The 24,499-nt window shown below is 68.9% G+C and carries 24 protein-coding genes and 1 pseudogene; 9 read left to right on the top strand and 16 right to left on the bottom strand.

Features of this window, described 5'->3' with window-relative positions:
* Positions 1-12 precede the first annotated feature (12 nt).
* Positions 13-1,191, top strand: a complete 1,179-nt coding sequence (locus tag ACWDKQ_RS11940) for an acyl-CoA dehydrogenase (protein WP_450138746.1) — start codon at positions 13-15, stop codon at positions 1,189-1,191.
* Between the two features lie 147 nt (positions 1,192-1,338).
* Complete coding sequence (locus tag ACWDKQ_RS11935) at positions 1,339-1,551, top strand: hypothetical protein (protein WP_450138745.1); 213 nt, start codon at positions 1,339-1,341, stop codon at positions 1,549-1,551.
* Between the two features lie 85 nt (positions 1,552-1,636).
* Here ACWDKQ_RS11935 and ACWDKQ_RS11930 read toward each other — a convergent pair whose 3' ends face one another.
* The 4 genes from ACWDKQ_RS11930 to ACWDKQ_RS11915 form a co-directional block, all read right to left on the bottom strand.
* Positions 1,637-1,870, bottom strand: coding sequence for a hypothetical protein (locus ACWDKQ_RS11930; protein WP_450138744.1), 234 nt, complete (start codon positions 1,868-1,870; stop codon positions 1,637-1,639).
* Between the two features lie 6 nt (positions 1,871-1,876).
* Positions 1,877-2,443, bottom strand: coding sequence for a GNAT family N-acetyltransferase (locus tag ACWDKQ_RS11925; protein ID WP_450138743.1), 567 nt, complete (start codon positions 2,441-2,443; stop codon positions 1,877-1,879).
* Positions 2,433-3,911 carry an APC family permease gene (locus ACWDKQ_RS11920; RefSeq protein WP_450138742.1) on the bottom strand — a complete coding sequence of 493 codons (1,479 nt, stop codon included), beginning with the start codon at positions 3,909-3,911 and terminating at the stop codon, positions 2,433-2,435. The genes ACWDKQ_RS11925 and ACWDKQ_RS11920 overlap by 11 nt, the downstream gene beginning before the upstream one ends.
* 122 nt (positions 3,912-4,033) lie before the next feature.
* On the bottom strand, positions 4,034-4,729 hold the full coding sequence (locus tag ACWDKQ_RS11915) for a GPP34 family phosphoprotein (protein WP_450138741.1): 696 nt from the start codon (positions 4,727-4,729) through the stop codon (positions 4,034-4,036).
* A gap of 303 nt (positions 4,730-5,032) precedes the next feature.
* Here ACWDKQ_RS11915 and ACWDKQ_RS11910 point away from each other — a divergent pair, with 303 nt between their 5' ends.
* Positions 5,033-6,910 carry an ABC transporter ATP-binding protein gene (locus ACWDKQ_RS11910; RefSeq protein WP_450138781.1) on the top strand — a complete coding sequence of 626 codons (1,878 nt, stop codon included), beginning with the start codon at positions 5,033-5,035 and terminating at the stop codon, positions 6,908-6,910.
* Position 6,911: 1 nt separating this feature from the next.
* Here ACWDKQ_RS11910 and ACWDKQ_RS11905 read toward each other — a convergent pair whose 3' ends face one another.
* On the bottom strand, positions 6,912-7,403 hold the full coding sequence (locus ACWDKQ_RS11905; protein ID WP_450138740.1) for a MarR family winged helix-turn-helix transcriptional regulator: 492 nt from the start codon (positions 7,401-7,403) through the stop codon (positions 6,912-6,914).
* A 92-nt stretch (positions 7,404-7,495) separates the two neighbouring features.
* The gene (locus tag ACWDKQ_RS11900; RefSeq protein WP_450138739.1) at positions 7,496-8,485 is read right to left on the bottom strand and encodes a PHP domain-containing protein; all 990 of its coding nucleotides are present in this window, start codon (positions 8,483-8,485) and stop codon (positions 7,496-7,498) included.
* A gap of 185 nt (positions 8,486-8,670) precedes the next feature.
* Between ACWDKQ_RS11900 and ACWDKQ_RS11895 the strand changes: the two are divergent.
* Positions 8,671-9,680, top strand: a pseudogene (locus ACWDKQ_RS11895) (isocitrate/isopropylmalate family dehydrogenase).
* A gap of 823 nt (positions 9,681-10,503) precedes the next feature.
* Here ACWDKQ_RS11895 and ACWDKQ_RS11890 read toward each other — a convergent pair.
* From ACWDKQ_RS11890 to ACWDKQ_RS11880, 3 genes are all read right to left on the bottom strand, one after another.
* The gene (locus tag ACWDKQ_RS11890) at positions 10,504-11,271 is read right to left on the bottom strand and encodes an ABC transporter permease (RefSeq protein WP_450138738.1); all 768 of its coding nucleotides are present in this window, start codon (positions 11,269-11,271) and stop codon (positions 10,504-10,506) included.
* A 40-nt stretch (positions 11,272-11,311) separates the two neighbouring features.
* Positions 11,312-12,259, bottom strand: a complete 948-nt coding sequence (locus tag ACWDKQ_RS11885) for a S1C family serine protease (protein WP_450138737.1) — start codon at positions 12,257-12,259, stop codon at positions 11,312-11,314.
* Between the two features lie 144 nt (positions 12,260-12,403).
* A complete protein-coding gene (locus tag ACWDKQ_RS11880) occupies positions 12,404-13,237 on the bottom strand; it encodes a class I SAM-dependent methyltransferase (RefSeq protein WP_450138736.1) in 834 nt (277 codons plus the stop codon).
* 148 nt (positions 13,238-13,385) lie between these two features.
* On the opposite strand from ACWDKQ_RS11880, the gene ACWDKQ_RS11875 reads away from it, so the two are divergent.
* A complete protein-coding gene (locus ACWDKQ_RS11875) occupies positions 13,386-13,952 on the top strand; it encodes a helix-turn-helix domain-containing protein (RefSeq protein WP_450138735.1) in 567 nt (188 codons plus the stop codon).
* 157 nt (positions 13,953-14,109) lie between these two features.
* On the top strand, positions 14,110-15,855 hold the full coding sequence (locus ACWDKQ_RS11870; protein WP_450138734.1) for a multicopper oxidase family protein: 1,746 nt from the start codon (positions 14,110-14,112) through the stop codon (positions 15,853-15,855).
* A gap of 5 nt (positions 15,856-15,860) precedes the next feature.
* Here the strand turns inward: ACWDKQ_RS11870 and ACWDKQ_RS11865 are convergent, their stop codons facing one another.
* Entirely contained in the window at positions 15,861-16,028 is a 168-nt protein-coding gene (locus ACWDKQ_RS11865; protein WP_450138733.1) for a hypothetical protein, read from the bottom strand.
* Positions 16,029-16,482: 454 nt separating this feature from the next.
* Between ACWDKQ_RS11865 and ACWDKQ_RS11860 the strand changes: the two genes are divergently transcribed.
* The 3 genes from ACWDKQ_RS11860 to ACWDKQ_RS11850 all read left to right on the top strand — a co-directional run bounded on the left by ACWDKQ_RS11860 (position 16,483) and on the right by ACWDKQ_RS11850 (position 17,569).
* Positions 16,483-16,824: an epoxide hydrolase N-terminal domain-containing protein gene (locus ACWDKQ_RS11860; protein ID WP_450138780.1), complete on the top strand. Its 342-nt coding sequence runs from the start codon at positions 16,483-16,485 to the stop codon at positions 16,822-16,824.
* Between the two features lie 154 nt (positions 16,825-16,978).
* Entirely contained in the window at positions 16,979-17,290 is a 312-nt protein-coding gene (locus ACWDKQ_RS11855) for a hypothetical protein (RefSeq protein ID WP_450138732.1), read from the top strand.
* A gap of 153 nt (positions 17,291-17,443) precedes the next feature.
* A complete protein-coding gene (locus tag ACWDKQ_RS11850) occupies positions 17,444-17,569 on the top strand; it encodes a hypothetical protein (protein WP_263399570.1) in 126 nt (41 codons plus the stop codon).
* A 3-nt stretch (positions 17,570-17,572) separates the two neighbouring features.
* On the opposite strand, the gene ACWDKQ_RS11845 is transcribed toward ACWDKQ_RS11850, so the two are convergent.
* The 6 genes from ACWDKQ_RS11845 to ACWDKQ_RS11820 form a co-directional block, all read right to left on the bottom strand.
* Positions 17,573-21,550 carry a HAMP domain-containing protein gene (locus tag ACWDKQ_RS11845; protein ID WP_450138731.1) on the bottom strand — a complete coding sequence of 1,326 codons (3,978 nt, stop codon included), beginning with the start codon at positions 21,548-21,550 and terminating at the stop codon, positions 17,573-17,575.
* 17 nt (positions 21,551-21,567) lie between these two features.
* Positions 21,568-22,224, bottom strand: coding sequence for a response regulator (locus ACWDKQ_RS11840; RefSeq protein WP_450138730.1), 657 nt, complete (start codon positions 22,222-22,224; stop codon positions 21,568-21,570).
* A gap of 143 nt (positions 22,225-22,367) precedes the next feature.
* Positions 22,368-22,787 (bottom strand): CBS domain-containing protein, encoded by a 420-nt coding sequence (locus ACWDKQ_RS11835; RefSeq protein ID WP_450138729.1) that lies wholly within the window; start codon positions 22,785-22,787, stop codon positions 22,368-22,370.
* 334 nt (positions 22,788-23,121) lie between these two features.
* Positions 23,122-23,217: an FAD-dependent oxidoreductase gene (locus ACWDKQ_RS11830; protein ID WP_450138728.1), complete on the bottom strand. Its 96-nt coding sequence runs from the start codon at positions 23,215-23,217 to the stop codon at positions 23,122-23,124.
* Between the two features lie 568 nt (positions 23,218-23,785).
* On the bottom strand, positions 23,786-24,031 hold the full coding sequence (locus ACWDKQ_RS11825; RefSeq protein ID WP_450138727.1) for a hypothetical protein: 246 nt from the start codon (positions 24,029-24,031) through the stop codon (positions 23,786-23,788).
* A gap of 40 nt (positions 24,032-24,071) precedes the next feature.
* On the bottom strand, positions 24,072-24,347 hold the full coding sequence (locus tag ACWDKQ_RS11820; RefSeq protein WP_450138726.1) for a hypothetical protein: 276 nt from the start codon (positions 24,345-24,347) through the stop codon (positions 24,072-24,074).
* Positions 24,348-24,499: the final 152 nt, after the last annotated feature.

Here is a 24,499-nt window from a genome sequence, read left to right as displayed (position 1 = left end):
TTGGAGGAGCCGATGAGGACCGACGAGCGGGCGGATCTCGTCGAGCGGGCTGCGGCGCTGCGGCCGTTTCTGGAACAGCACCGGGCCGAGGGCGAACAGGAACGCAGGCTCGCCGACCAGTCGATCGCCGCGCTCGACGAGGCAGGTCTGTTCCGCTTGTGGGTGCCGCGCCGGTTCGGCGGCCTGGAAACCGAACTGCGCACCGCCATGGACGCCACCGCCGAGGTCACCCGGGGCGACGCCGCGGCGGGCTGGCTGGTTCTGATTCTCGGCTGCGGCGACTGGCTCACCGGCCTTTTCCCCGACCAGGCCCAGGAAGAGGTCTTCGGCACCGACCCGGACACAAAGGTGTGCCAGGTGCTCACGCCGAAGGCCGCCGCCCGGCGCGTCGACGGCGGCTGGGAGGTCAGCGGCAGCTGGGCACCCGCATCCGGCTGCCTGCACTCCGGCTGGGCCATGCTAGGCATGTCGTTACCGGGGCACGGCGATGAGCCGGCGGGCGCCGCGTTCGGCCTGATCCCGATGAGCGAGCTGCGCGTCAAGGAGACCTGGTTCACCCTCGGCATGCGCGGGACCGGCAGCAACCTGCTGATCGGAGAGAACGTGTTCGTCCCCGACCACCGCGTGCTACGCCGGGAACCGGCGACGCGAGGCGTGTTCCCTCGCGAGCGCAACGATTCCCCGCGCTACCGCACCGCCCTGGTTCCAACGCTGGCCACCTTCCTGATCGCCCCGCTGCTGGGCATGGCCGAGGAAGCACTCGCGCACGTGCTCTCCCAGGCCGACCACAAGGGGATCGCGTTCACCAACTACGAACGCCAGCGCGATTCGACCGCGTTCCAGCTGGCCGTGGCGGAGGCGTCGACGAAAATCGACGTCGCGCGGCTGATCGCGCACCGGTCAGCGACCGTGGTGGACGGCCACGCGCTGTCCGGAACCCATCCGGACTACGTGGAGCGCGCCCGGCTGCGGCAGCACTCCAGCCACGCGGTACGGCAGTGTCGCGAGGCCGTCGACGACCTCGTCTCCGCGTACGGCGCGGCGGCGCTGTCCGAATCGGACCCCCTGCACGCCATCCTGCGCGACATCCAGACCGCCAGTCGGCACGCGCTCGCGCACCCGGCCAGCAACGCCGAACACTTCGGCCGCGCGCTGCTCGGCGTCAAACCCAACATCACCGAGATGATCTGACGATCGACTTCCCGCAAGACCACACGATTCAGTGACAGCCGGAACCAAGTTCCGCGCGCCGCTGTCGAAGCAGTGTCGTCGCCGATCTAGGCGCCGATCACGGCAGTGTTGGTCGAGGCAGTACTTGGTCGAGCGAAGGAGATTCGCGTGGCAGAGATCCGGGTACGGCTGCGCGGTGGGCCGGAAAACGGTCACGAGGTCGCCGTTTCCGCGGACGTGGCAGGCAAACCAGTCCCGCGCATCACGTTGCCCGCGCGGGCGCGCAACGCCCAGGCCGTTCCGCCGCTGCTGATCTACGAGCGCGGCAGGAAGCAACTGGACGGGACCTGGGAATTCAACTACGTCGGCGCGGAAACCTGAGCTTCGCGGCCCGGAGCGGTGCGCATCATGGGCGCGATTTTGGACCGCGGGTTCACCACTGCGTCCGCGACGTCGGCGACGCGGACTACGGAACGCAGGTCGACGGGTTGATCCGCGGGCCACGCTGATCTTCGGCGGCAAGGCGCTCAGCCAGACCAGTGGGCACGGTGACGAGCGCACCACCGGGTTCCGGTTCTACCATCTGTTCATCCTGGGCACCGACACGCTGGCGGACATCACGGCCCTCACCAAGACCCTGCGCCTGGTCATGCAGGCTGGCGAGATCATCCACTAGACCACCGGATTCCCACCAGGCCATGCGTGATCACTGGGCGGGACGCCACATCGGGTAGAGGTGGGGGCCGTCGTCGGGGAGGGGTATCGGGGCACCGAGGAGTTGGAATCCCAGGCGCAGGTAGAGGTTTCGGCTTCGGGGACTGCTGGCCTCCAGGTACGATGGTAGGCCGTCGGCGTCCAACCGCCGGAGGGTTTCGCCGAGTTCTCGGGAGCCGACACCGGTGCCCTGCACCGCGGGATCGACACCGATCAGGGCCAGGTATTCGTGGGGCTCGCGCGGGTGACGTTCCGCACTCAGGGCTCCGAACTCCCGGAACCGGTGCGCGCGGCGTCCCGCCAGCTCCAACAGGCGTTGGACACCTGCTTCGTCAAGCATGTCCGGCGGTCCGGTGGGCGCCGAGAGCCAAACCTGGACCGCGAGATCGTCCTCGCTGGTGATCACTCGACCGGCCGCTTCGGTGTGCGCTAGCACCATCGTGAACCACTCACCGTACACGTTGTGGCGATGCTCCTGGTCGGGTAACAGCCACTGGGCGAAAGTGTCGTCGCCGAAGGCCCGCAGCAGCGTGCGCACCCGTGAGTCCTCAGTGAGCATCCGCTGGCTCCTTGTCGATCTGGACCGTGGTTGCGCGGGCACCCATGCCGATCCGCGCGTACGCCTGCGGTCGGGCCCGCTTCAACACTGCTCCCCAGATCGCGCCGAGCACCAGCACGACCAGGAAGCCCAGCGGCAGGATCCAGGCCGCCGGGTCGCGGTCGTCCACGCCGAGCGCAGTGCCGAACGACGCCACCGTCAGGAACAGCACTACGCCGAGCACCAATGCGGCGAGTGCCGGTGCCACGGCGGTCCGCCACCTGCCGTGCGGGTGGTCGCGCTCGCGGAGGAAGTAGCCCACCACAGCAACCGACGTGAGCAGGACCAGCGTCAGCACGCCGAGCGCGCCGAGCGAAGCTCCCCAGAAGAACAGGTAGGTGATCGGGTCCAAACCAGTAATCACCACCAGCGCCACCACGACCACCGCGATCGCGGTGGTGGTCACCGAGCCCGCCGCCGGGGCCGAGGTGCGCGAGCTGGTCGTCCCCCACCAGCGCAGGCCGACGCCTTCCCTGCCCAGCGCGAAGAAGTACCGGGCACAGACGTGGTGAAACGACAGCGTCGCGGCGAACAGACTCGTCACGTACAGCGCCGAGCCGATGGTCACCACCGCGCCCGGCAGCCGCTCTCCGGCGAGCACGAAAAGAAGTTCCGTGGAGTGGGTTTCGGCCTGCGAAACGATGTTGCCCGGGCCGGTGGCGACCGTCATCGCCCAGGTCGACAGCGAGTACAAGCCGCCGATGACCACCAGCGAGATGTAGGTCGCGTAGATCACCGTGCGCGGGCTCTTCGCCTCCTCGGCCAGCACCGTGGAGTTCTCGAACCCGATGAACCCGGTGAAGGCGATCACCAGGATCACCCCGGCCGCGCTGGTGATCAGCTGGGCGGGGTTGACCGTGTCCAACACAACTCCGGCTTCCGAAGGCGCCGACACGAACGCCGCATCGAAGATCAGGATGATCGCCATTTCGGCGAGCAGCAAGATGCCAAGCACGCGCCCGTTGACGTCGATGCGCAGCACGCCGAGCAGCGCGATCACCGCCAGGCCGACGATGGTGAGCAGCCACCACGGCACCGAGACGCCGCTGACCTGCCGCGCGAAGTCGGACGCGCCGACCCCGAAGCCCCCGGCCAGGCTGGCCAGGATCATCAGGTAGGAAACGAGCGCGACGCCACCGGCCGCAGTTCCGGTCACCCGGCCCAGCCCCTTGGCGACGTAGGCGTAGAACGCTCCCGCGTTCTCCACGTGCTGGGACATCGTCACATAGCCGATCGCGAACAGCCCGAGGACCAGCGCGATCGCCAGGTAGCCCAGCGGGATCCCCGTCACCCCGGACACCGCGAACCCGCTGACCGCGCCGCCGCCGACCACCGTTTCCGGCGCCGCGGCTGCGACGGTGAAGAACACGATCGACGTCACGCCCAAGCGGGCGCGAGCCAGGGCAGCGGACACTTTGGACGGTGGCAACAGCTCGCTCCTTACGGGGATAATCGGTTCTCGTTGCGTGGCGGTGCGAATCCCGCGCTTGGCGCCTCCCGGCCGCCACGGTGCCGTTGAACGGGCGTGACCTCCCGGCCCAGCCACGTCGCTCAGTGCCTCGGGGTGATCGCGGCCTGCCCGCGGGCGGCACCGACCTCGTTGATCAGGCTGCGCAGCGCTCCCGGGATGCGCGACTCCCAGGACTCCATCCGGTACTCGCCCTGCCGCGCGATGTGCTTGGGGAGCCGGATTTGGCGCAGCACCCCGGTTTCCCGCAGCAGCAGTGCCAGGGAGATCTCGGCGATCCGGGAAGCAACGGTGATCATGCTGCTGCCAGCGGTTTCGACGCTGGTGAACAGCACCTCCAGGTCCGCTTCCGGCTTGCTCGCGCCGTCCTCGGCGAACTGCCACGCCGCGGCAGTGCCGCCGCGCCAGCCGCCCGACACCGGGACCTCTCGCAGCACGTCGATGATGGTCAGCCGGGCACGCACCTTCTCGGTGGCGGTCTGGCCCAGGTACTCCAGCCAGGTCCGCATGTCGTGGCCGGACTCCTGGCGGACCTCCCGCAGGATTGTCCAGGACAGGAAGTCTGGGCAGCGTCCCTTTCCACTAGGCCGGACGCTAGGGGTCACCGCGATCTCCTCTTCCAGGATCAGCTCCGCCAGCAGCGCGCCAGCGCAGCCCAGCGCCACCAGCGCGCCGTCGACCCTGGCGGAGAGGCGCTGCTCACCGGTGTGCGCGGCGAGGAAGAACCGGTCTGCCACGCGCAGCGGGATGCGCGCGGGCTCCTGCCCGGAAACCGTCAACGGCCACCCCCGGCCGAAGTGCCGATCAACACGCGGTCGCTCCCGTCCGACGCTGCGCCATGCCCTGCCAGTCAGCCCCGAGTTCGGACCGTGTCCGAATCAGCGCACAGAGTAACGTACGTGAAGCGTTGTTCAAGACCACCGTCCGGAGCGCACCGGTCCGAGGCGGCGCCGTGGCCGAATAGTTGCGGCACCAGAACGTCCGGGCGGGAATCGAAGCTCGTCCCGCAGCGTTGACATCGACTTAACTTGAAGTTTGACGATGGTGTTCGATCTCGAACCCGGTTGAAGGGGACTGTGACCATGACGGTGAGCTGGGAGACCATGCGCTCCTTCGCCAGTGACGGATCCGTGACCAGGCAACGCCTGTCCCCCGGCCTGGCCCGGCGCATCCTGCGCTACGCCAAGCCATACGCCCGCGACATCGTCCCCTTCCTGGCGCTGGTGGCGTTCGCGGCGGTGCTCGGCATCGTCAACCCGCTGCTGTTCAAGGCGATCATCGACGACGGGATCGTGCCGCAGAACATGTCGGTAGTCGTCTCGCTGGCGGTTGCAGTGGCGGGCGTCGCGTTCCTCGAGGCCGCGGCGTCGCTGCTGCAGCGCTGGTACTCCGCGCGGCTCGGCGAGGGGCTGATCTACGACCTGCGCTCGGAGGTGTTCGACCACGTGCAGCGGATGCCGGTGGCGTTCTTCGTGCGGGCGCAGACCGGCGCACTGGTCAGCAGGCTCAACAACGACGTCATCGGCGCGCAGCGGGCGCTGACCAGCACCCTGTCGTCGGTGGTGTCCAACATGCTGACCCTGGTGCTGGTGCTGGCCACCATGTTCACCCTGTCCTGGCAGATCACCCTGATCGCGCTTGCGCTGCTACCGCTGTTCCTGCTGCCGGTGCGGTGGATCGGGCGGCGGCTGCAGCGGGTTACGCGGGAGCAGATGAAGGTGGACGCCGAGATGAGCTCGCTGATGACCGAGCGCTTCGGCGTCGCCGGGGCGATGCTGTCCAAGCTCTACGGCCGCGCCGACGAGGAGTCCGAGCGGTTCTCCCGGCGGGCGGCTCGGGTGCGCGACATGGGTGTGGTGTCGGCGATGTACAGCCGGGTGTTCTTCGTCGCGCTGACGCTGCTGGCGGCGCTGGCCACGGCGGTGGTCTACGGGCTCGGCGGCGGGCTGGTGCTGGCCGGGGCCTTCCAGCTCGGGACCCTGGTGGCGTTGGCGACGCTGCTCAGCCGCCTGTACGGGCCGCTGACCGCGCTGTCCAACGTGCACGTCGATGTGATGACGGCGCTGGTCAGCTTCGACCGGGTCTTCGAGGTGCTGGACCTGCGTCCGATGATCCAGGAAACGCCGGACGCGAAGCCGCTGCCGACCGGAGCATCCGATGTCGAGTTCGACGCGGTCTCCTTCCGCTACCCGGCGTCCGGCGAGGTTTCGCTGGCGTCGCTGGAATCGGTGGCGCGGCAGGACAACGCGCCCGCGCACGACGTGCTGCACGATATCTCGTTCCACGCCGCCCCGGGCCAGACGATCGCGCTGGTCGGCCACTCCGGCGCGGGCAAGACGACCATCACCAACCTGGCCGGGCGGCTCTACGACGTCGATTCCGGCGCGGTGCGCATCGGGGGCGTGGACGTCCGCGACACTTCGCTGGCCTCGCTGTACTCGACGGTCGGCGTGGTCACCCAAGACGCGCACCTGTTCCACGACTCGATCCGCGCCAACCTCACCTTCGCCCGGCCCAACGCCACCGACGAGGAGCTGGTCGAGGCGCTGCGGACGGCACAGCTGGGACACCTCGTCTCCTCGCTGCCGGACGGGCTGGACACCGTCGTCGGCGACCGCGGCTACCGGCTCTCCGGTGGGGAGAAGCAGCGGCTGGCGATCGCCAGGTTGCTGCTGAAGGCGCCGCCAATCGTCGTGCTCGACGAGGCGACCGCGCACCTGGACTCGGAATCCGAAGCGGCCGTGCAGAAAGCGCTTAAGACAGCGCTCTACGGACGGACGGCGCTGGTCATCGCCCACCGGCTGGCCACGATCCGAGAGGCGGACCGGATCCTGGTGGTCTCCGAGGGGCGCATCGCCGAGGAGGGCACGCACGCCGAACTGCTGACTCGCGGCGGTCTCTACACCGAGCTCTACCGCACCCAGTTCGCGCAGCAGGACGACGCCGACGAAGCCGCGTGAGTCAGCCCTTCTTCGGCGGGGCGGTGGTCAGGTTGCCTTCGGGGTCCAGGTGGGCGAGCACGGCGGCGCAGAGCTCGTCGAGCTGGCGCACCTGGGCCTCCGAGAGGCCGTCGAAGATCAGGTCGCGCACCTTGTCCACATGACCGGGGGCCGAGGCGACGAGCTTCTCGTAGCCGGCTTCGGTGAGCTCCGCGACGTTGCCGCGGCCGTCGCCACACGCGCGGTGGCGGCGCACCCACCCCTGCTGCTCCAACCTGGCGACCACGTGCGACACCCGGGACGGCGAGGCGTTGGACCGGGCCGCGAGATCGCTCATCCGCAGCGCGTGTTCGGGTTCCTCGCTGAGCATCGCCAGCACCCAGTAGCCGAAGTGGGTCAAACCGGCGTCCCGCTGCAGCTGGGCGTCCAGCGCGGCCGGAACGACGGTCATCAGGGCGGCGAACTTCCGCCAGGCGCACTGCTGTGTGTCGGTCAGCCACCGCGGTTCGGTCACCCGAACAGCATAAGCCGAGAGTAATTGAGCATTCAAATACCATGCGCGACCACACACCTGCCGGGAGGATGCCAGCCGCCGCGGCCCGCACCTCACCGCAGGTCCAGCAGCTCCTCCGCGGTCCGGGTGTTGATCACGCGATCGGCAGGGATCCCGCACTCCTCGGCCCGCGCGCACCCGTAGAACAACCAGTCCAGCTGGCCGGGAGCGTGCGCGTCGGAATCGATGCTGAACAGGCAGCCGGTGTCGCGGGCCAGCCGGATCAGCTCGCACGGCGGGTCGAGCCGGTCCGGGCGCGAATTGATCTCGACCGCGACACCGCTGTCCCGGCAGGCCTCGAACACCGCAACGGCGTCGAATGTGGACTGGGGCCGCTTCTTCCCGCCGATCAGACGTCCGGTGCAGTGCCCCAGCACATCTACGTGCGGGTTGACCACCGCCGCGCACATCCGCCGCGTCATCGCCGGCGCCGCCATCCGCAGTTCGGAGTGCACGCTGGCCACCACGACGTCCAGCTCCGCGAGCAGATCCTCGTCCTGGTCCAGCGCGCCGTCGGAAAGGATGTCGACCTCGATGCCGGTAAGGATGCGGAACGGCGCTAGGCGCTCGTTCAGCTCGGCGACCACGTCCAGCTGCTGGCGCAGCCGCTCGGCGGTCAGGCCACGGGCCACGGTCAGCCGGGGCGAGTGGTCGGTGAGCACCATCCACTCGTGCCCGAGGGCCTGGGCGGAGGTGGCCATCTCGGCTATCGGGCTGCCACCGTCGGACCAGTCGGAATGCGTGTGGCAGTCGCCGCGCAGCGCCTCGCGCAGCTGCTGCCCTTGCTCCAGAACGTCCACTTCGGACCGCAGGCGAGCCAGGTATTCCGGTGTCTCGCCGCGGTGCGCGGCCTCGATCACGGCGGCGGTGGTCCGGCCGATGCCCTCCAGCGCGGTCAGCCGGCCGGACGCCACCCGTTCGTCCAGGTCCGGGAGGTCGTCGACGATCGCGGCGGCGCGGCGGAACGCCCGCACCCGGTAGGTCGGGGCGCCTTCGCGCTCCAGCCAGAACGCGATTTCGCGCAGTGCCCGTGTCGCATCCACGTCGTCCTTGGTAGTCGCTGCCCGGCCGCCGCGCCACCGGCGATTCTCCGCGGTGTCTTGGCCGCGGGCGGGCACGCGGCGTTAGACGGCGGCCAGGGAACCGTTGTTCTCGACGAGGCGCGAGGTGCAGAGTGCAACAGTACGAACTGGCGGTGTTGCCCGGCGACGGTATCGGCAACGAGGTCATGCCGGAAGCGTTGCGGGTGCTGGACGTGATCGGCGCGAAGTACGGCGTGCGGTTGGGCTACCGGCATTTCGACTGGAGTTGCGAGACCTACCAGAGCACCAGGCGGATGATGCCCGCCGACGGGCTTGACCGGCTGCGCGACCACGACTCGATCCCGCTCGGCGCGGTCGGCTGGCCCGACGTGCCCGACCACATCTCGCTGTGGGGGCTGTTGCTGCCGACCCGCCGCGAGTTCGACCAGTACGTCAACCTGCGGCCGGTACGGCTGCTGCCGGGCGTTATCCCGCCGGTCCGCGACAAGCAGCCCGGTGACATCGACTTCTGGGTGGTCCGGGAGAATACCGAGGCCGAGTACTCACAGCTCGGCGGCCGGCTAGGCGAGGGCACGCCGAACGAGATGATGCTGCAGACCGCCGCGTTCACCCGGCGCGGCACCGACCGCATCATGCGCTAAGCCTTCGGGTTGGCCCGCAAGCTCGGCAAGCCGCACGTCACCTCGGCGACCAAGTCCAACGGCATCTACTGCTCGATGCCGTACTGGGACGAGCGGTTCGCGGCCATTTCCGCCGAATACCCGGAGATCACCGTCGACCAGGACCACATCGACATCCTGTGCGCCCGGTTCGTGATGTCGCCGGAACGTTTCGACGTGGTGGTCGCCAGCAATCCGGCGACATCCTGTCCGCCCTGGGGCCCGGCGTGACCGGCACGATAGGGGTGGCGCCGTCGGGCAACATCAACCCGGAGCGCCCCTTTCCATCGACGTTCGAGCCGGTGCACGGCTCGGCGCCGGACATCGCGGGCCGGGGCATCGCCAACCCGATCGGCCAGATCTGGTCGGCTGCGATGATGCTGGAGCACCTCGGCTTGCCGGAGGCGGGGGCGGACGTGGTCCGGGCCATCGAGTAGGTCCTGACCGACTCCTCGGCGCCGCGCACGCCGGATCGCGGCGGCAAGGCGACCACCGAGGACCTCGGCAAGGCCATCGCCACCGCAGTGCAGGGCTGACCTACCAGAGCGAAAATCACCGGTGACTGGGCAGGCGGCAGCACCTGGCGGAGCGCAGCAGAGCTGGGTTCGTGGTGATGTGCTGACCCAGGCGCGCAGCCCGGCGTAGACGTAGTCGCCGAGGTCGAAGGTGGCCAGGATGATCACCTTCTCCGCCGCCAGCCTGGGGTCGGCGGCGATCTGCCTGGTCGCCTCCAGGCCTTCGAGGATTCGGCATCCGGATGTCCATCAGCACCACATCGGGCCGCAGCTCGCCGGCGCGGCGCACCGCCTCGATGCCGTCGGGCGCCTCCGCCGCCTCCATGTCATCCCTCGCTGTCCAAGATGGACCTGAACCCGGCGCGCACCAGGGCCTGGTGTCGGCCAGCAGCACCCGAATCACGTGGAATCCCTACAAAGGCAGGCGAGCGCGCACCTGGGAGCCCCGGGCCCCGGCCGACAGTTCCCCGCCGAGCGCCCTCTCTCCCCCTCGCACATCATGATCGGAATAACTGATCCGCATGAAAGTCGTGCGCGCAGCAATGCCACTACGGTGTGCCCTTCGGTGGCCACCGCGAACGACGTGACCGCGAAGGTCAGCAGCAGCCCATCCACGGTGCTCAACGGGTAGTACGCGCCGCAGGTAACCAGAGTGATCAGGGCGGATCAGGGCGATCAGCACCGGATACCGGTGCCGGAGCAGCAGGGACGCGCAGGCGATGGAGATCAGCGGCCGGAAACTCGCCGACGCTGACCGGGAATCGAAACAGCACCGAGCCCACGACCAGCAGCGCCAGGGCTAGGTCGGTGACCAGGCCGTGCAATGGCCATCGCTGGAGGAGCGTCATGACCGGAAGAGTAAGTGCGTACCGGGCCGGGCCAGCAGGCCGCGCGCGACGATCTCCAGCACGACCAGGATCGCCACCGACTCCACCGCCAGCAACGCCACCAGCACGTACAGCTGGACGATTCCGGCCTGGATCGGGGTGGCGCCGCCGAGCAGCATTCCGACGAACGCGCCCGGCAGCGTCACGGTGCCCACGGTGCGGGTCTGGTCCAGCGCGGGCAACAGGGCGCTACCGGCCACGGGCCGGGCGATCTCCAGTCGCGCCGCGCGGTCCACCATGCCCAGTGCCAGTGCCGCCTCCACTTCGCCGCGCCGCTGCTGCAGCTCGTCGAGCAGTCGCCGCCCGGCGAGCGCGGTCGCCACCAGCGCTCCTCCGATCAGCTGCCCCACCAGTGGAATCAGCACCAGTCCGGTCAACGGGACGGCACCGGTGACGACCAGCACCGACACCGCCGGCGCGACTCCGGCGGCGATCGGGAGTCCGGCCCACAGCCAAGTGCGGTCGCTGGTGATTCGCCGCCCGGCGGTATGGGCGGCGATCGCGAACATCAGCACGATGAACACGGCGGCCAGGGCGGTCCACCGGACGATGTAGGCGATCAGCAGCGAGACCACGAGCAACTGCACCGCGCCGCGCAGACCTGCGAAAAGCACGTCGCGGTACCGCGCCAGCCCGCCGAGGCCGGCCACTGCGGCGGCGGCGACCAGCAGCAACGCAATGGCCACGCCGAGCGCCGGGGTGACCGGGATGGATGCAGAGGACACCGTCCGACTCTAAGCCGCGGCCGGACTCCGCCCAGGTCGGTCAGGGCGGGCTGTCGAGCAGTTCCACAGGCTCCGCGATCACGTCGACCAGCGCACCGTTGCGGGTGACGGTGATCTGCAGCGGCCGTCCGATGGCTTCGGCGAACATCAGCCGTTGCAGGCCCTGCGCATCGCGCACTGGGCTGCTGCCCGCGGTCAGCACCAGGTCGCCGCGGTGCAGCCCGGCTCTGGCCGCGGGGCTGCACCGGACCACGTCCACGACCCGCAGGCCAGTGTCCTGCCCAGTGCGTTCGGTCAGCTCGTCCGGCAGCGGCGCCGGGATCGTCACCAGGCCCAGGAAGGCGCGGCGGACCCGGCCGTGCCGGACCAGCGAGTCGATGATGCGGCGGGTGGTGGCGTTGATCGGGATCGCCAGGCCCAGGCCGACCCCGGCGACAGCGGTGTTCACGCCCACGACCACGCCTCGCGAGTCCGCCAGCGCGCCACCCGAATTGCCCGGGTTGAGCGCGGCGTCGGTCTGGATCACGTCCTCGATGATCCTGGCGGCGTTGCCGGTTCGTGCGGGCAGCGACCGCCCGAGCCCGCTGACCACGCCCGCGGTGACCGAACCGGCAAGCCCGAGCGGATTGCCGACGGCGACGACGAGCTGCCCGACCACCAGTTGGTCGCTGTCGCCGAGCTGCACCGGTGGTGGGGTCTCGCCAGCCGCGCGGACCACGGCCAGGTCGGAGAGCGGATCCGTGCCGACGACGCTGAACTGGGCGCTGGTGCCGTCGGCGAAGCGCGCGGTGCCACCAGTGGCGCGGCCGATGACGTGCGCATTGGTCAGCATGAAGCCGTCCGCGGTGAACACCACCGCCGACCCGGCCGCGTCGCCCCATTCACCGGACGAGTGCAGGCTCGCCACGCTCGGCGTGATCGCCGAGGCCACGGCGGCGACCGTCCGCGAGTAGGCGTCCAGCTCCTCGAACCGCTCTCCCGAAGCCATCTCGGCCTCCAACCGGAATGTCGTGGTTATTACGCAACGCCGGGCGTGCCGCGCTAATTCCACGCCTCCAGCGACCCGTTGACATCGGTTGTCCGGCCACCTGAAGGGCGAGCACCTGCTAATCGACGAGTCCGCATCGGTGCATCAGGATCGGGGCTTGCGGCCGAAGTGCACGGTCTTCGCGGTCAGCAGGAACAGGTCCGGCCGCCGGTCGATACCCGCTGGGTCGGCCGGGTCCAGCAGCCTGTCCAACGTCGCCAGGTCCTCCGCATTCAGGGAGTCCGCGAGACCCCCGCGCTGCCGTTCCAGCACCCTCCGCACGAACCGCCTCGGCGCATCGGCCAGCGGCGCGGGGTGGTCCACGAGGAAGGTCTTGGCGCGTGCCTCGGTGAGCCCCGCGGCGCGCAGCATGCCCGGCCAGTCCTCTGCCACCGTGATGGATCCGGGCAGGTCGGCCCGCATCTGGTCGAACCGGTCCGCCATCGCAGCGTCCAGCCGGAACTGCAGGCCGGGACGTCCGGAGCCCAGGTCGCGCGGGAGCCACCGGGTCGGCAGGCCGCCCTCGACGATGGCCAGCACGCCGCCGGGTTCGAGCAGCCCGGCCAGCCGGTTCAGCGCGTCCTGCTGATCGCCGACGTGGTGCACGACCTGCCCCGACCACACCAGGTCGGCCGGGGCCAGGTTGGCGAGCCCGGCCGGGAACTCGGCCATCTGGGTGCGCAACCGCACGCCGAGCCGCTCGGCCCGTTCTTCGGCGCGCGCCAGCAGTTGCGGCGTCCCGTCCACCGCCGTGACCTCGGCTTGCGGAAACACCTCCGCCAACTCGCAGGCCGCGACGCCCGGCCCGCTGCCGATGTCCAGAATCCGCTGCGGTGCCAGGTGTGCCAGCTCTCCGAGAGCTCCCTGCACGTACGGGCTGTGCGCCTCGCCTTCGAGCTCCAACAGGTCGACCATCACGGCCCAGTCGATGTCGTTCACCGCGCCACCTCCAGCATGTCCGCTTCGATAAAGGCCCAATCCCCACTGCCGATGACCAGTACATCTTCCACGTTCGAACTCATGACACCGACCATGCACGCTGCCGCGACGACTTGACAAATCATGTTGCTGTTTCTGCAATAAAGGGATGCGGGACGTACTTGCCGCCGTCGGGTCGCGGCTCAGGACCATCCGCCAGCAGCGCAACTGCACGCTCGCGGCATTGTCGGAGAAGACCGGGATCTCCGTCAGCGTGCTGTCGCGGCTGGAGTCCGGGCAGCGCAAGCCCAGCCTGGAGCTGCTGCTGCCGATCGCGCACGCCCATCAGGTGCCCCTGGATGAACTCGTCGGCGCGCCGCCGGTCGGCGATCCCCGGGTGAGGCTGAAGCCGGTGAGGCACGGGGACATGACGGTCGTGCCGCTGACCCAGCAGCCCGGCGGCCTGCAGGCGTTCAAGATGATTATCGGCACCGACCGCAGCGAACCCGAGCCGCGAACACACGAAGGCTACGAGTGGCTGTACGTGCTCGGTGGCAAGCTGCGACTGGTGCTCGCCGAGCACGACGTCGTGCTCAAGGTCGGCGAGGCCGCCGAGTTCGACACCCGCCTGCCGCACTGGTTCGGCAGCACCGGGGACGCACCGGTGGAGCTCCTCAGCCTGTTCGGTCCGCAGGGCGAACGCATGCACACCCGCGCGAAACCCCGCGACCGGTAGCCCCGACCGCACATCCAATCGCGTGCTTCTCATCACCCCGGCGGCTTGCCGCGCCGACCGCGGGCTCAATCGTTGCAAGTCAGTGCCGAAACTCCTCGTAGGAAGCCAATCCTCGCCGCCCGCGCGGGTGGCGCCGACAACGGACCGAGGACGTTCGATGCGCGACACGAGACCGCCCCGCGAGCACCTCCTGCCCCGGAATCTCTTGGTGCGGGCCAGGTTGCTGAGCCTGACCGGTGCAGCGGTCATCGGCACGGGCATGCTTGTGCCGGCCGGTTCGCCGGCGGCCGAACCGGTGCGATGCGGTCCGTCGCCGGTGCCGACATTCTTCGAGGACGAGGTCCGGCAGCCGCCCGTCGCAGCTCCCGACGCGCCCGGCCACTACACGCTCACCGCGCACGTCGGCAGCCACTCCTTCCACAGCGACTGGCCGGCAGTCCAGACGTTGGGTTACAGCGCGCCCGGCACGCCGATGCAGTACCTCGGCCCCACCATCGTTACCGAACGCGGCAAGCCGATCGACGTGACCGTGGTCAACGGTCTGCCTCCGGCCGGGACTCCGATCTTCCCGTTCGACCAGCCGGACGACCACAACAACATCACCGTGCACCGGCACGCCGGGCTGCAACTGGCGCCTAGCGACGGGGTGCCGGCACCTCTGCAGCCGGAGATCCCGCCGGGCGCGTCGCGGACCGACCACTTCCCGAACGACCAGGCAGCCGGCCCGCTGTGGTACCACGACCACGCCCACCGGAACACCAGCTACCACGTCTACGCGGGCCTGGCTGGCTTCGTGCCCAACACGGACGACATAGAGCCGGAATTCCCCTTGCCCAAGGGGCAATTCGCGCAGCGCTTCGCCATCCAGGACAAGAGGTTCAACCTGGACGCCACGTTGTGCTACAACCACGCCGACCCTGAGTTCTTCGGGGATCTACCGGTGGTCAACGGCACGGTGGCCCCGAAGTCCTCGGTGGAGCCGCGGCGCTACACCTTCACGCTGCTCAACGCCTCGGACTCGCGCACCTACCGCTTCGGCCTGCGGCAAGTCGGCGGGCAGCGCGCGGACGCTCCCCGGATGACCGTGGTGGGCGGGGATTCCGGGTACCTGCTGCACCCGGCTTCGGTGTCGGAACTGCTCGTCGCCCCCGCCGAGCGGTACGTGGTCGTCCTGGACTTCACCGGCCACGAATCAGAGAACTGGGTGCTGACCAACAACGCCCCGGTACCGCTCGGCGACATGGACGAAGTCGACCCCGCCGGCGGCGGAATCCCCCAGATCATGCGATTCGACGTCGGGCCGGCCACCAGTTCGCCGGACCGCTCCCAGATTCCGCGGACGCTGCCGGAGACCAACAACGCGCTGCCACCCGAGGCGTTGCTGCCCGGCGCGAGGCTTCGGACCGTGCAAGCCGCCGAAGCAACGCCTGGTGCGCCGCAGCTCGGCGACCGGGACCGGCTGCTGGACTACCACGACGCGCCGACCGAAACACCGCAGCTGAACTCAACCGAGGTGTGGGCCATGCGCAACCGCTCGCCCGACTCCCACCCGATCCACCTGCACCTGGTCGAGCTCCGGCTGATCGGGCGCTGGCACGTCGGCAAGTGGGACGCCGACGGCAAGCCGGTGCCGGGCACGATCGGACCGTTCGAACCGCCGCGCCCTCACGAAACCGGCCCCAAGGAGACCTTCGTGTCGCCACCGGACTACATCACCGCGTGGGTTGGCCGGTTTACGCTGCCCGGGGCCACGGTGTGGCACTGCCACATCCTCTCCCACGAGGACGGCGCGACGACGCCCGTGGAGATGATGCGTCCTCTGGTGATTGGCAGCGCACCGCAAACCCAACTGCCGCAGGTGCAAGACCAAACCCGGCTCGACCAGCTCGTCAGGCAGCCCTGACGGTGTCAAGTCCCGGCAGGTCGCACAGGGCTCGGCCGGAGGTAGTAGTCGAAAACCGGATCGGCCGGGAACTTTCCGTAGGCCGCCGTGTGGGCGTCCCGGAAGCGGCGTTCTATGCCGAACTCCTTCCGGAAGGCGAACTGCCCGCAAACCCTCATGCCGAGTTCCGCCACCTGCACTGCATTTTCGCCGGCCGTCGCCCTCACCTGAAGCAGGCAGTTCCAGAGTGGACTTTTCGGTTGCCTGAGCGACCAACTGGATTCGCGCCGGGGCACCGGCTTGGAGCCCCAATGCCGCCGGAGCCCGCTCGCACACCTCCGAGACATGGACTGCGCAACCACATCACGCCGTCGCGCTCCTTCCCCACGGGTTCAGCACGCCTTGGCTGATCCAGCCCACCCGGTGTTGACCGTGTGGAGGACGGGCAGCAGCTTGCCCGCCCCACGCTGATCCCGCCGCAGGTCAACAGGAGCGCCAGCGGCGGCCAGCAGGACGCGCTGCGCGAAGGCAAGCGCGACTGAAGCCCTCAGGCCCAGCCCGCGCCCCTGATTTCGGCGTGGTGCTCGACCACCCGGGCCATCAGGGACTGCAGCTGCCGGCGCTCGCCCTCGGTCAGCGGGGGAGCAGATCGTCCTGCGCCCGGGACACCAGGTCGCGCAGGCGGGCGAGGTCCCGGATACCTTCCGGCGTGATGGTCACGATGTTGCGGCGCAGGGCGCGGGGTCGGGCTCGCGCTATGCCGGCTGGGACTACGGGATCCACCTCGCCCGCGAGCAGGAACTCGCCGAGCATTGGTGCGACGGGTACGACTGGCGGGCGCAGGAGGCGGCGATCAACACCTACCCGCAGTTCACCACCGAGATCGACGGCGCGAACATCCACTTCTCGTGCGCTCGCCCAAGCCCGGCGCGACTCCGCTGCTGCTCGCCCACGGCTGGCCCGGGTCGATCGTGGAGTTCCTGGAAGTGATCGGCCCGCTGTCGGACCCGCGCTCGCACGGCGGCGATCCCATCGACGCCTTCCACCTCGTCATACCCTCGATCCCCGGCTGCGGCCCGGCCGGACCCACCCGCGCAAGCGGGGCTGCGACGCCACGCGCGTCGCCCGGGCGTTCGCCGAACTCATGCGGCGGCTGGGCTACGAGCGGTACGGCGCGCAGGGCGGCGACTGGGGTTGTGGCATCTCACGGCTGCTCGCGTACTTCGCACCCGATGCCGTCATCGGCGTACACGTCAACTACCTGCCGCACGGACCGGTGGACCACGATGGGCTGTCCGACGAGGACGTCGCGCAGGTTGCGCACATACGCAACTTCATCGCCAACGTCCCGGTTACATGCGGGGTGCATTCGACTCGCCCGCAGACCATCGCCTACGGTCTGGCGGACTCACCGGTAGCGCAGCTGTCCTGGGTCGCCGACAAAGTCTGCGAATGAACCGCGCGGCGAGGCCACTCAAAACCACCACTGGCGGCACACCGGCCCCACCCGCCCCAGCCGTCGCGGTATCGGCAGGCCCGCCGACGAGTCTTCCACCTGCGATTATCGTGGTCGGCAATAGCCTGCGAGCTAGCACAGTTGGGAACCGCCATGGCTGATCCACACGGCATCGACCACTTCGACGCAACCTTCGCGCGAGACCTCGCGTGGGCCCAGAAGCTGCGCGAGCAGCTTGCCGAGATGCCGACGATCGAAGAGCCAGAGCAGGTCGACTGAGCTTCACCCCTTTGTTTCGGGAGCGCGTCCCGCCGGCAGGTGCTCGGCGAGCAGCTCCAGAAGCTTGTCGACGTCGACTGGTTTGCTCATGCACTCGGTGGCCCCGGCGGCGATGCTCGCATCCCGGTCGCCCTTCATCGCCTTCGCCGTGATCGCGATGATCGTCAAGTCCCGGTAGCGCGGCATCTCCCGGATGATGCGGATCGTGGCGTTGCCGTCCATCTCCGGCATCATCACGTCCATCAGCACGATCACGATGTCGCCCTGGTGCTCCAGCGCGTTGAGCCCGGCCAGCGCGTTGTCCGCGTGCACCACCTGCAGACCGTGCTGCTCCAGCAGCAGGCGCATCGCCTGCACGCTTCGGTAATCGTCGTCGACGACGAGCACCTTCTCCCCGTTGAACTGCAACGATGCGTGCTCCTTCGGCTCCTCGACGTGCAGCATGTGCTGGTGGCCCTCCTGCCGGATCAGTTCGGTGGACCGCATCGGCGGGTCGATGCCCTCGGCTGACACGTCCAGGCTGGACTCCGCCGTGCTCGGCACGCATCCGCGCGGCGGGCGTTCCGGCACGGGCACCGGCACGAACTCGGCGACCGGCTCGACCGGCTCGACCGGCTCCACGAGCTTGGCCATCGAGGGCTCCATCGGCAGGTACAGCGTGAAGGTGCTGCCCCGTCCGGGCTCGCTGTCCACCTGGAGCTCGCCGCCGAGCAGGGCGGTCAGCTCGCGGCTGATGGACAGCCCCAGGCCGGTCCCGCCGTACTTTCGCACCGTGGTGCCGTCCACCTGCTGGAACGCCTCGAAGATCAGGCTCAGCTTGTCGGCGGGGATCCCGATGCCGGTGTCGCGCACCGAGAACGCCAGCCGCCGCCGGGCGTGGCGCAGGCCTTGGTCGTGCACCTCGCTGGGCTGGGCCGGACGGATTCGCAGCTCGACAGCGCCCTTGTCGGTGAACTTCACCGCGTTGGACAGCAGGTTCCGCACGATTTGCTCCAGCCGGTTCCGGTCGGTGCGCACCGTCGGCGGCACTGACGGCGCCACAGACACCTTGAAGTCCAGCCCCTTGTCCGCTGCCAACGGCTGGTACAGCGACTCCATGTGCGCAGCGAGGTCGACCAGCTCGACGTCCTCCGGCAGCAGGTGCATCTGCCCTGCTTCCACTTTGGACAGGTCCAGCACGTCGTTGATCAGCTGCAGCAGGTCGGTGCCCGCCTGGTGCACGGTCTTGGCCAGATCCACCTGCTGCGAGGTGAGGTTGCCCTCCATGTTGTCGGCCAGCAGCTTCGCCAGGATCAGCACGCTGTTCAGCGGCGTGCGCAGCTCGTGCGACATATTGGCCAGGAACTCCGACTTGTAGGCGGAGGCCTGGGAGAGCTGCCGGGCCCGTTCCTCCAGCTCCTGGCGGGCCTGCTCAATCTCGATGTTCTTCAGCTCGATGTCCCGGTTGCGGCTGGCCAGCAGCGCCGCCTTCTCCTCCAGTTCGGTGTTGGAGCGCTGCAATTCCGTCTGCTGCTGCTGCAGCTGCTCGGAACGCGCCTGCAGCTCCTTGGCCAGGTGCTGGGATTCGGCCAGCAGCGCCTCGGTGCGCGAGTTCACCACAATCGTGTTGACGTCGACACCGATGGTCTCTTTTAGCCGTTCCAGCAGGTCCAGGTGCACCGGGGTGAACTTGTTGACGGACGCCAGCTCGATGACCGCCAGCACCTCGCCCTCGAACAGCACCGGCACGATCGCCACGTCGGCGGGCGCGGTTGCGCCGAGCCCGGAGCTGATCCGGACGTAGCCCGGTGGCGCGTCGGTGACCAGGATCGACTTGCGGTCCGCCGCGACCTGACCGACCAACGACTCCCCCAGCTCGAAGCGCAGCGGCGGGCCGCCGTTGCGGGCGCCGGGGCGGCCGTAGCCGGCGGTGCGCTCCAGGATCGTGCGGTCGTCCTCCCCCGCCCGGCTCAGGAAGAACGCACCGTACTGGGCCGACACCAGCGGCGCCAGTTCGGTCATGATCAGCTGTGCGAGTTCGTCCAGGTCGTGCTGGCCCTGCATCAGCGCCGAGATCCGCGCGAGGTTGGTCTTCAGCCAGTCCTGCTCCTGGTTGGCCCTGGTGGTCTCCTTTAGGTTGCTGATCATCGCGTTGATGTTGTCCTTGAGCTCGGCGACCTCGCCGGAGGCGTCCACGGTGATCTGGCGGGTCAGGTCGCCTTCGGTGACCGCGGTGGCCACCAGGGCGATGGCGCGCACCTGGGTGGTGAGGTTGCCGGCCAGCCGGTTGACGCTCTCGGTCAGCCGCCGCCAGGTGCCGGAGACGTCGGCGACCTCGGCCTGACCGCCGAGCTTGCCCTCGGTGCCGACCTCACGGGCCACCCGGGTGACCTCGGCGGCGAACGCCGACAGCTGGTCGACCATCGTGTTGATGGTGGTCTTGAGCTCCAGGATCTCGCCGCGGGCATCCACGTCGATCTTCTTGGACAGGTCACCGCGGGCCACCGCGGTGGTGACCTGGGCGATGTTGCGCACCTGGTTGGTCAGGTTGCGGGCCATGATGTTGACGTTGTCGGTCAGGTCCTTCCAGGTGCCCGCCACGTTGGGCACCCGCGCCTGGCCACCGAGGATGCCCTCGGTGCCGACCTCGCGCGCGACCAGCGTGACCTGCTCGGCGAACGCACGCAGCGTCTCGACCATCCCGTTGATCGTCTCGGCCAGCGCGGCAACTTCTCCCTTGGCCTCCACCATGATCTTCTTCGACAGGTCGCCACCGGCCACCGAGGTCGCCACCTGGGCGATGCTGCGCACCTGGTTAGTGAGGTTGTCGGCCATGATGTTGACGTTGTCGGTCAGGTCCTTCCAGGTGCCCGCCACGCCGTGCACCCGCGCCTGGCCGCCGAGCTTGCCCTCGGTGCCGACCTCGCGGGCCACCCGCGTTACCTCGTCGGCGAACGCCGACAGCTGGTCGACCATCGTGTTGATGGTGTTCTTCAGCTGCAGGATCTCGCCGCGGGCGTCCACGTCGATCTTCTGCGTCAGGTCGCCGCGGGCGACCGCGGTGGCGACCTGCGCGATGTTGCGGACCTGGACGGTGAGGTTGTTGGCCATGAAGTTCACCGAGTCAACTAGACCGCGCCAGGTGCCGGCCGCGCCGGGCACCTCGGCCTGACCGCCCAGCCGACCCTCGCTGGCCACCTCGCGGGCCACCCGGGTGACCTCCTCCGCGAACCCCGACAGCTGGTCGACCATCGTGTTGATGGTCTCCTTGAGCTCGCGCGTCTCTCCGGAGACCTCGACGGTGATCTTGCGGGTCAGGTCGCCGGCCGCGACCGCCTTGGCGACGTGCGAGATGTCGCGCAGCTGGCCGGTGAGGTCGGCGGCCATCCCGTTCACCGAATCGGCCAGGTCCTTCCAGGTGCCGACCAGGCCGGGCACCTGCGCCTGACCACCGAGCTTGCCCTCGGTGCCGATCTCCCACGCCACCCTGGTGATCTCCTGGGTGAACAGCGACAGCTGGTCCAGCATCTCGTTGACCGCCGTGCTCAGTCCGGCCAGCTCGCCGGGCAGCGCCGCGTCGGCCGCACGGCGCGGCATCCGCTGCGACAGGTCGCCGCGGGTGAATGCTCCCAGCACCCGGTTGAGTTCCGCCATCGGCGCCAGCAAAGTGCTGGTCATCGTGTTCACCGAATTCGCGGCGACCGCCCAACCGCCGTGTGCGGAGCCGTCGAAGTCGATTTTCGGGATCGGCCATTCGCCCCTCTCCGCGGCGGCGCTGACCCGCTCCAGCTCACCGACTAGGAACTGGTTTCGCTCGGCGAGCTCGTTGAACACCGTGGCGACCTCGCTCGCCAACCCGCCACCGGAGAACACCAGGCGGCGGCGGAAGTTGCCGTCCCGCAGCTCGCGTAACCCGAGCACCAGGCGTAGCAACGCATCCCCGCTCACCGGTTGGGTGAGATCCAGCTCCGCGGACGGCACGTCCGGCGGCTGTGACGACATGACGACCTCCGCCCCGGTCAGCGCTTGCCGCGCGAGTCGCGGTCCAACCGCAGCTCGGTGGCCAGCACGGCCGCTTCGCTGCGATGCCGCATGGCCAGCTTGGCCAGCATCTGGGACACGTAGTTCTTGATGGTCTTCTCGGCTAGGAACATGCGGTTGGCGATCTCCCGGTTGGTGAGCCCCTCACCGATGAGTTCCAGCACCTGCCGCTCGCGCGCGGTCAGCTCGCGAAGCGGGTCGGTCTGCTGCTGCTCCCGGCGCAGCCAGGACAGCATCGCCTCGGTCTTCTTGGGGCTGAGCAGCGACTGCCCGGCTCCGGCGGTGCGGATCGCGCTGACCAGTTCCTCGCTGACCACGCCCTTGAGCACGAACCCAGCGGCGCCAGCCATGATCGCGTCCATCAGGGCGTCGTGGTCGTCGAAGGAGGTCAGCATCAGGCAGCGTAGGTCGGGCAGCTGAGACTGCAGCTCCCGGCAAAGCTCGACGCCGTTGCCGTCCGGCAGCCGAACGTCCAAGACCGCGACGTCCGGGTTGACCTTCGGCACCCAGGCCAGCGCTTCGGCGACCGTGGCGGCCTCGCCGACCAGTTCGAGGTCCTCCACGGCCCCAACCAGGGCCGCAATGCCCCGCCGAATCACATCGTGGTCGTCGACCACGAAGACGCGTGTGGTCATATGATTTTCCCGCCCCCTTCGACCCGTATTCCTAGGGAGGGCACTGACCAGGATAAATAGCGCCTCTAATGGGCGCTGGCCAGAACCCGCCGAAGACGGCGACCAGTCGGCACCCGGCGGCGACCGGGCGCCGGTCTCGGGCATCACCTCGCCGCGTAGATGCTCTCCACGAAATGCGCCAACTGCTCTTCGCTGAGGTGCCGGGCCAGGTCGGCCTCGCTGATCATGCCGACCAGTTTGTGCTCGGCGATGACCGGCACCCGCCGGATCTGGTGCTGCTCCATCATCGACAGCACCTGATCCACATCGGAGCCGGCATCGACCCAGTGCGGCTTGCCCTGGGCTAGTTCCCCGGCCCTCATCTCGGCCGGGTTGCGGCCTTCCGCGCAGCAGCGCAGGACGATGTCGCGGTCCGTGATGATGCCGTGCAGCCGGTTGTCCCGACCGCAGATCGGCAACGACCCGACCTTGAGGTCGCGCATCATCTGCGCGGCCGCGTAAAGGCTGTCGTCCTCACCGATGCACTTCGCCCCTGCATGCATGATGTCGCGCGCCGTGGTCATGGCTGATCCTTTCGACTGCGGTGCTGAGCTGCCCTGGCACTACCCCCACCGGTCCCCCGCGAAACCGCACGCCGATCAGCCCCATTTCCGGCAGCTCAGGACTTATGACGTGCCGAGGCGCGATAGCATCCGGCACGCTCGCGGCCCTGACCAGAAACCACCCAGATGAGGACCGAGACAGGTGCGGTCGGGCTGACGGCGCAGTGATCATCAACCTGGCCACCACCGACCCGCACCGGCCGACCGACACATCGGCGGCCGTAGCCTTCGGCGTAGGCAGCCGGACCAGGCGCGTCTCGCCGCTCACAGCGCCGCAGCCGTGGACGGGCGTGAGCTACTCGAAGGCCAGCACGTCGATGCCCCGGCGCGCCAGCTGCCAGGCGAGCATGCTGCCGATCGCGCCGGCCCCGATGACGCCGACCTGCGGCATCCAAGTTGCTTTCGGTCATTTTCTCGGCCCCTGTCCGTGAATTGGCACCGGATGGTCGGGCCTCCGCAATTTCTATGGACCTGCACCTCGTCGCCGTCCACCTGCTCCAGTTGGTTGATGCAGCGCAGCAGCGTCGACTTGCCGCAACCGCTGGGGCCGATGATGCATCACACCTCACCGGAGTCGACCTCCGGTCGATGCCGCCCAGCACATCCACCGACCGAACCGAACGACTTGCGCACGTCCCTGAGCTCCACCGGCAGGGTGCTCACGCGACGGTCCCGTCCCGCAGAGCCATTCGATGTAGCGCCGCGCCACGGCGAGCACCGATGCCATCGCGAGATACCTCAGCGCTGCGACGACGAGCAGCTGCAGTCGGCGGGCAGCGGCGCGGAGGAAGGGCATGCGCACTCCAGATGGCTGCATCGGACGATCCCGGCTGGCGGGTGTGGTCCGGCTCGACGGGAAGCGGATTCGGTTTGGCCGCGACCCCCAGTGTGAGTCATCGCGCCTACGGGCGACCGGAAGACTTGCGCTCGAACCCAGGTGGCCTTTGTGGATGGAACCGTCAGTATTCGTGCATAAACCGGTCGAACGCGGCGTTGGCCGCGCCCCACTCGTGGGTGATCAACTCGGTCGGGACGCCCGGCTGCGGTTCGGCGTCCACGGTGACGACGAACCCCGGCTCGGAAACCCGGCGGCGCAGCTGCACCAGGCATCCGCCGACAGAGCGACCAAACCGCTCCCCGTTGTCCTTGGACTCGACCTGCCCCGGCTTCAGGGCGAACAAGTCGTCGTTCGGGTTTTCCGCCATGCGCCCGTTGTAACCCAATCCGGCGGCCCCGGCACGGCGTTCAGCGCTGCGCCTCCGACCCGGACAACCGCGCCACACCCACGACGCGCTCGATAACGACCGCCGCCACACCGCCGCGAACAGCACCATCAGCTTGCCGACCATCGGATCGTAGTTTTACTGCGGGTAGTTGAAGATCCGCACCGGCAGCGCCTGCGTTGTTCGTGGTGACCACGAACAACGCAACCGTGAGGTCGTCGGGAGGCGTGGTCAGCGCGAACAACGCGCCGGCGATCAGCGAAGACCGCAGCGCGGGCAGCGTGACGTGCGAGAACACCTTCGGCTGCGACGCACCGAGATCTGCCGCTGCTCGCTCACCCGAGCGGTCCAGGCCGCTAGCCGGGCATTCCGCACATGAGGGTTGATCAACTCGGCCTGGTCGTCATGTTCTGGTATTTGATCATCTTGGTTTGGTCGGGTCGACACCGA

The sequence above is a fragment of the Saccharopolyspora sp. NPDC000995 genome, from assembly GCF_053599315.1.
Note: the sequence above shows the minus strand (reverse complement) of the source record. Positions and strands in the feature narration are given on the sequence as shown.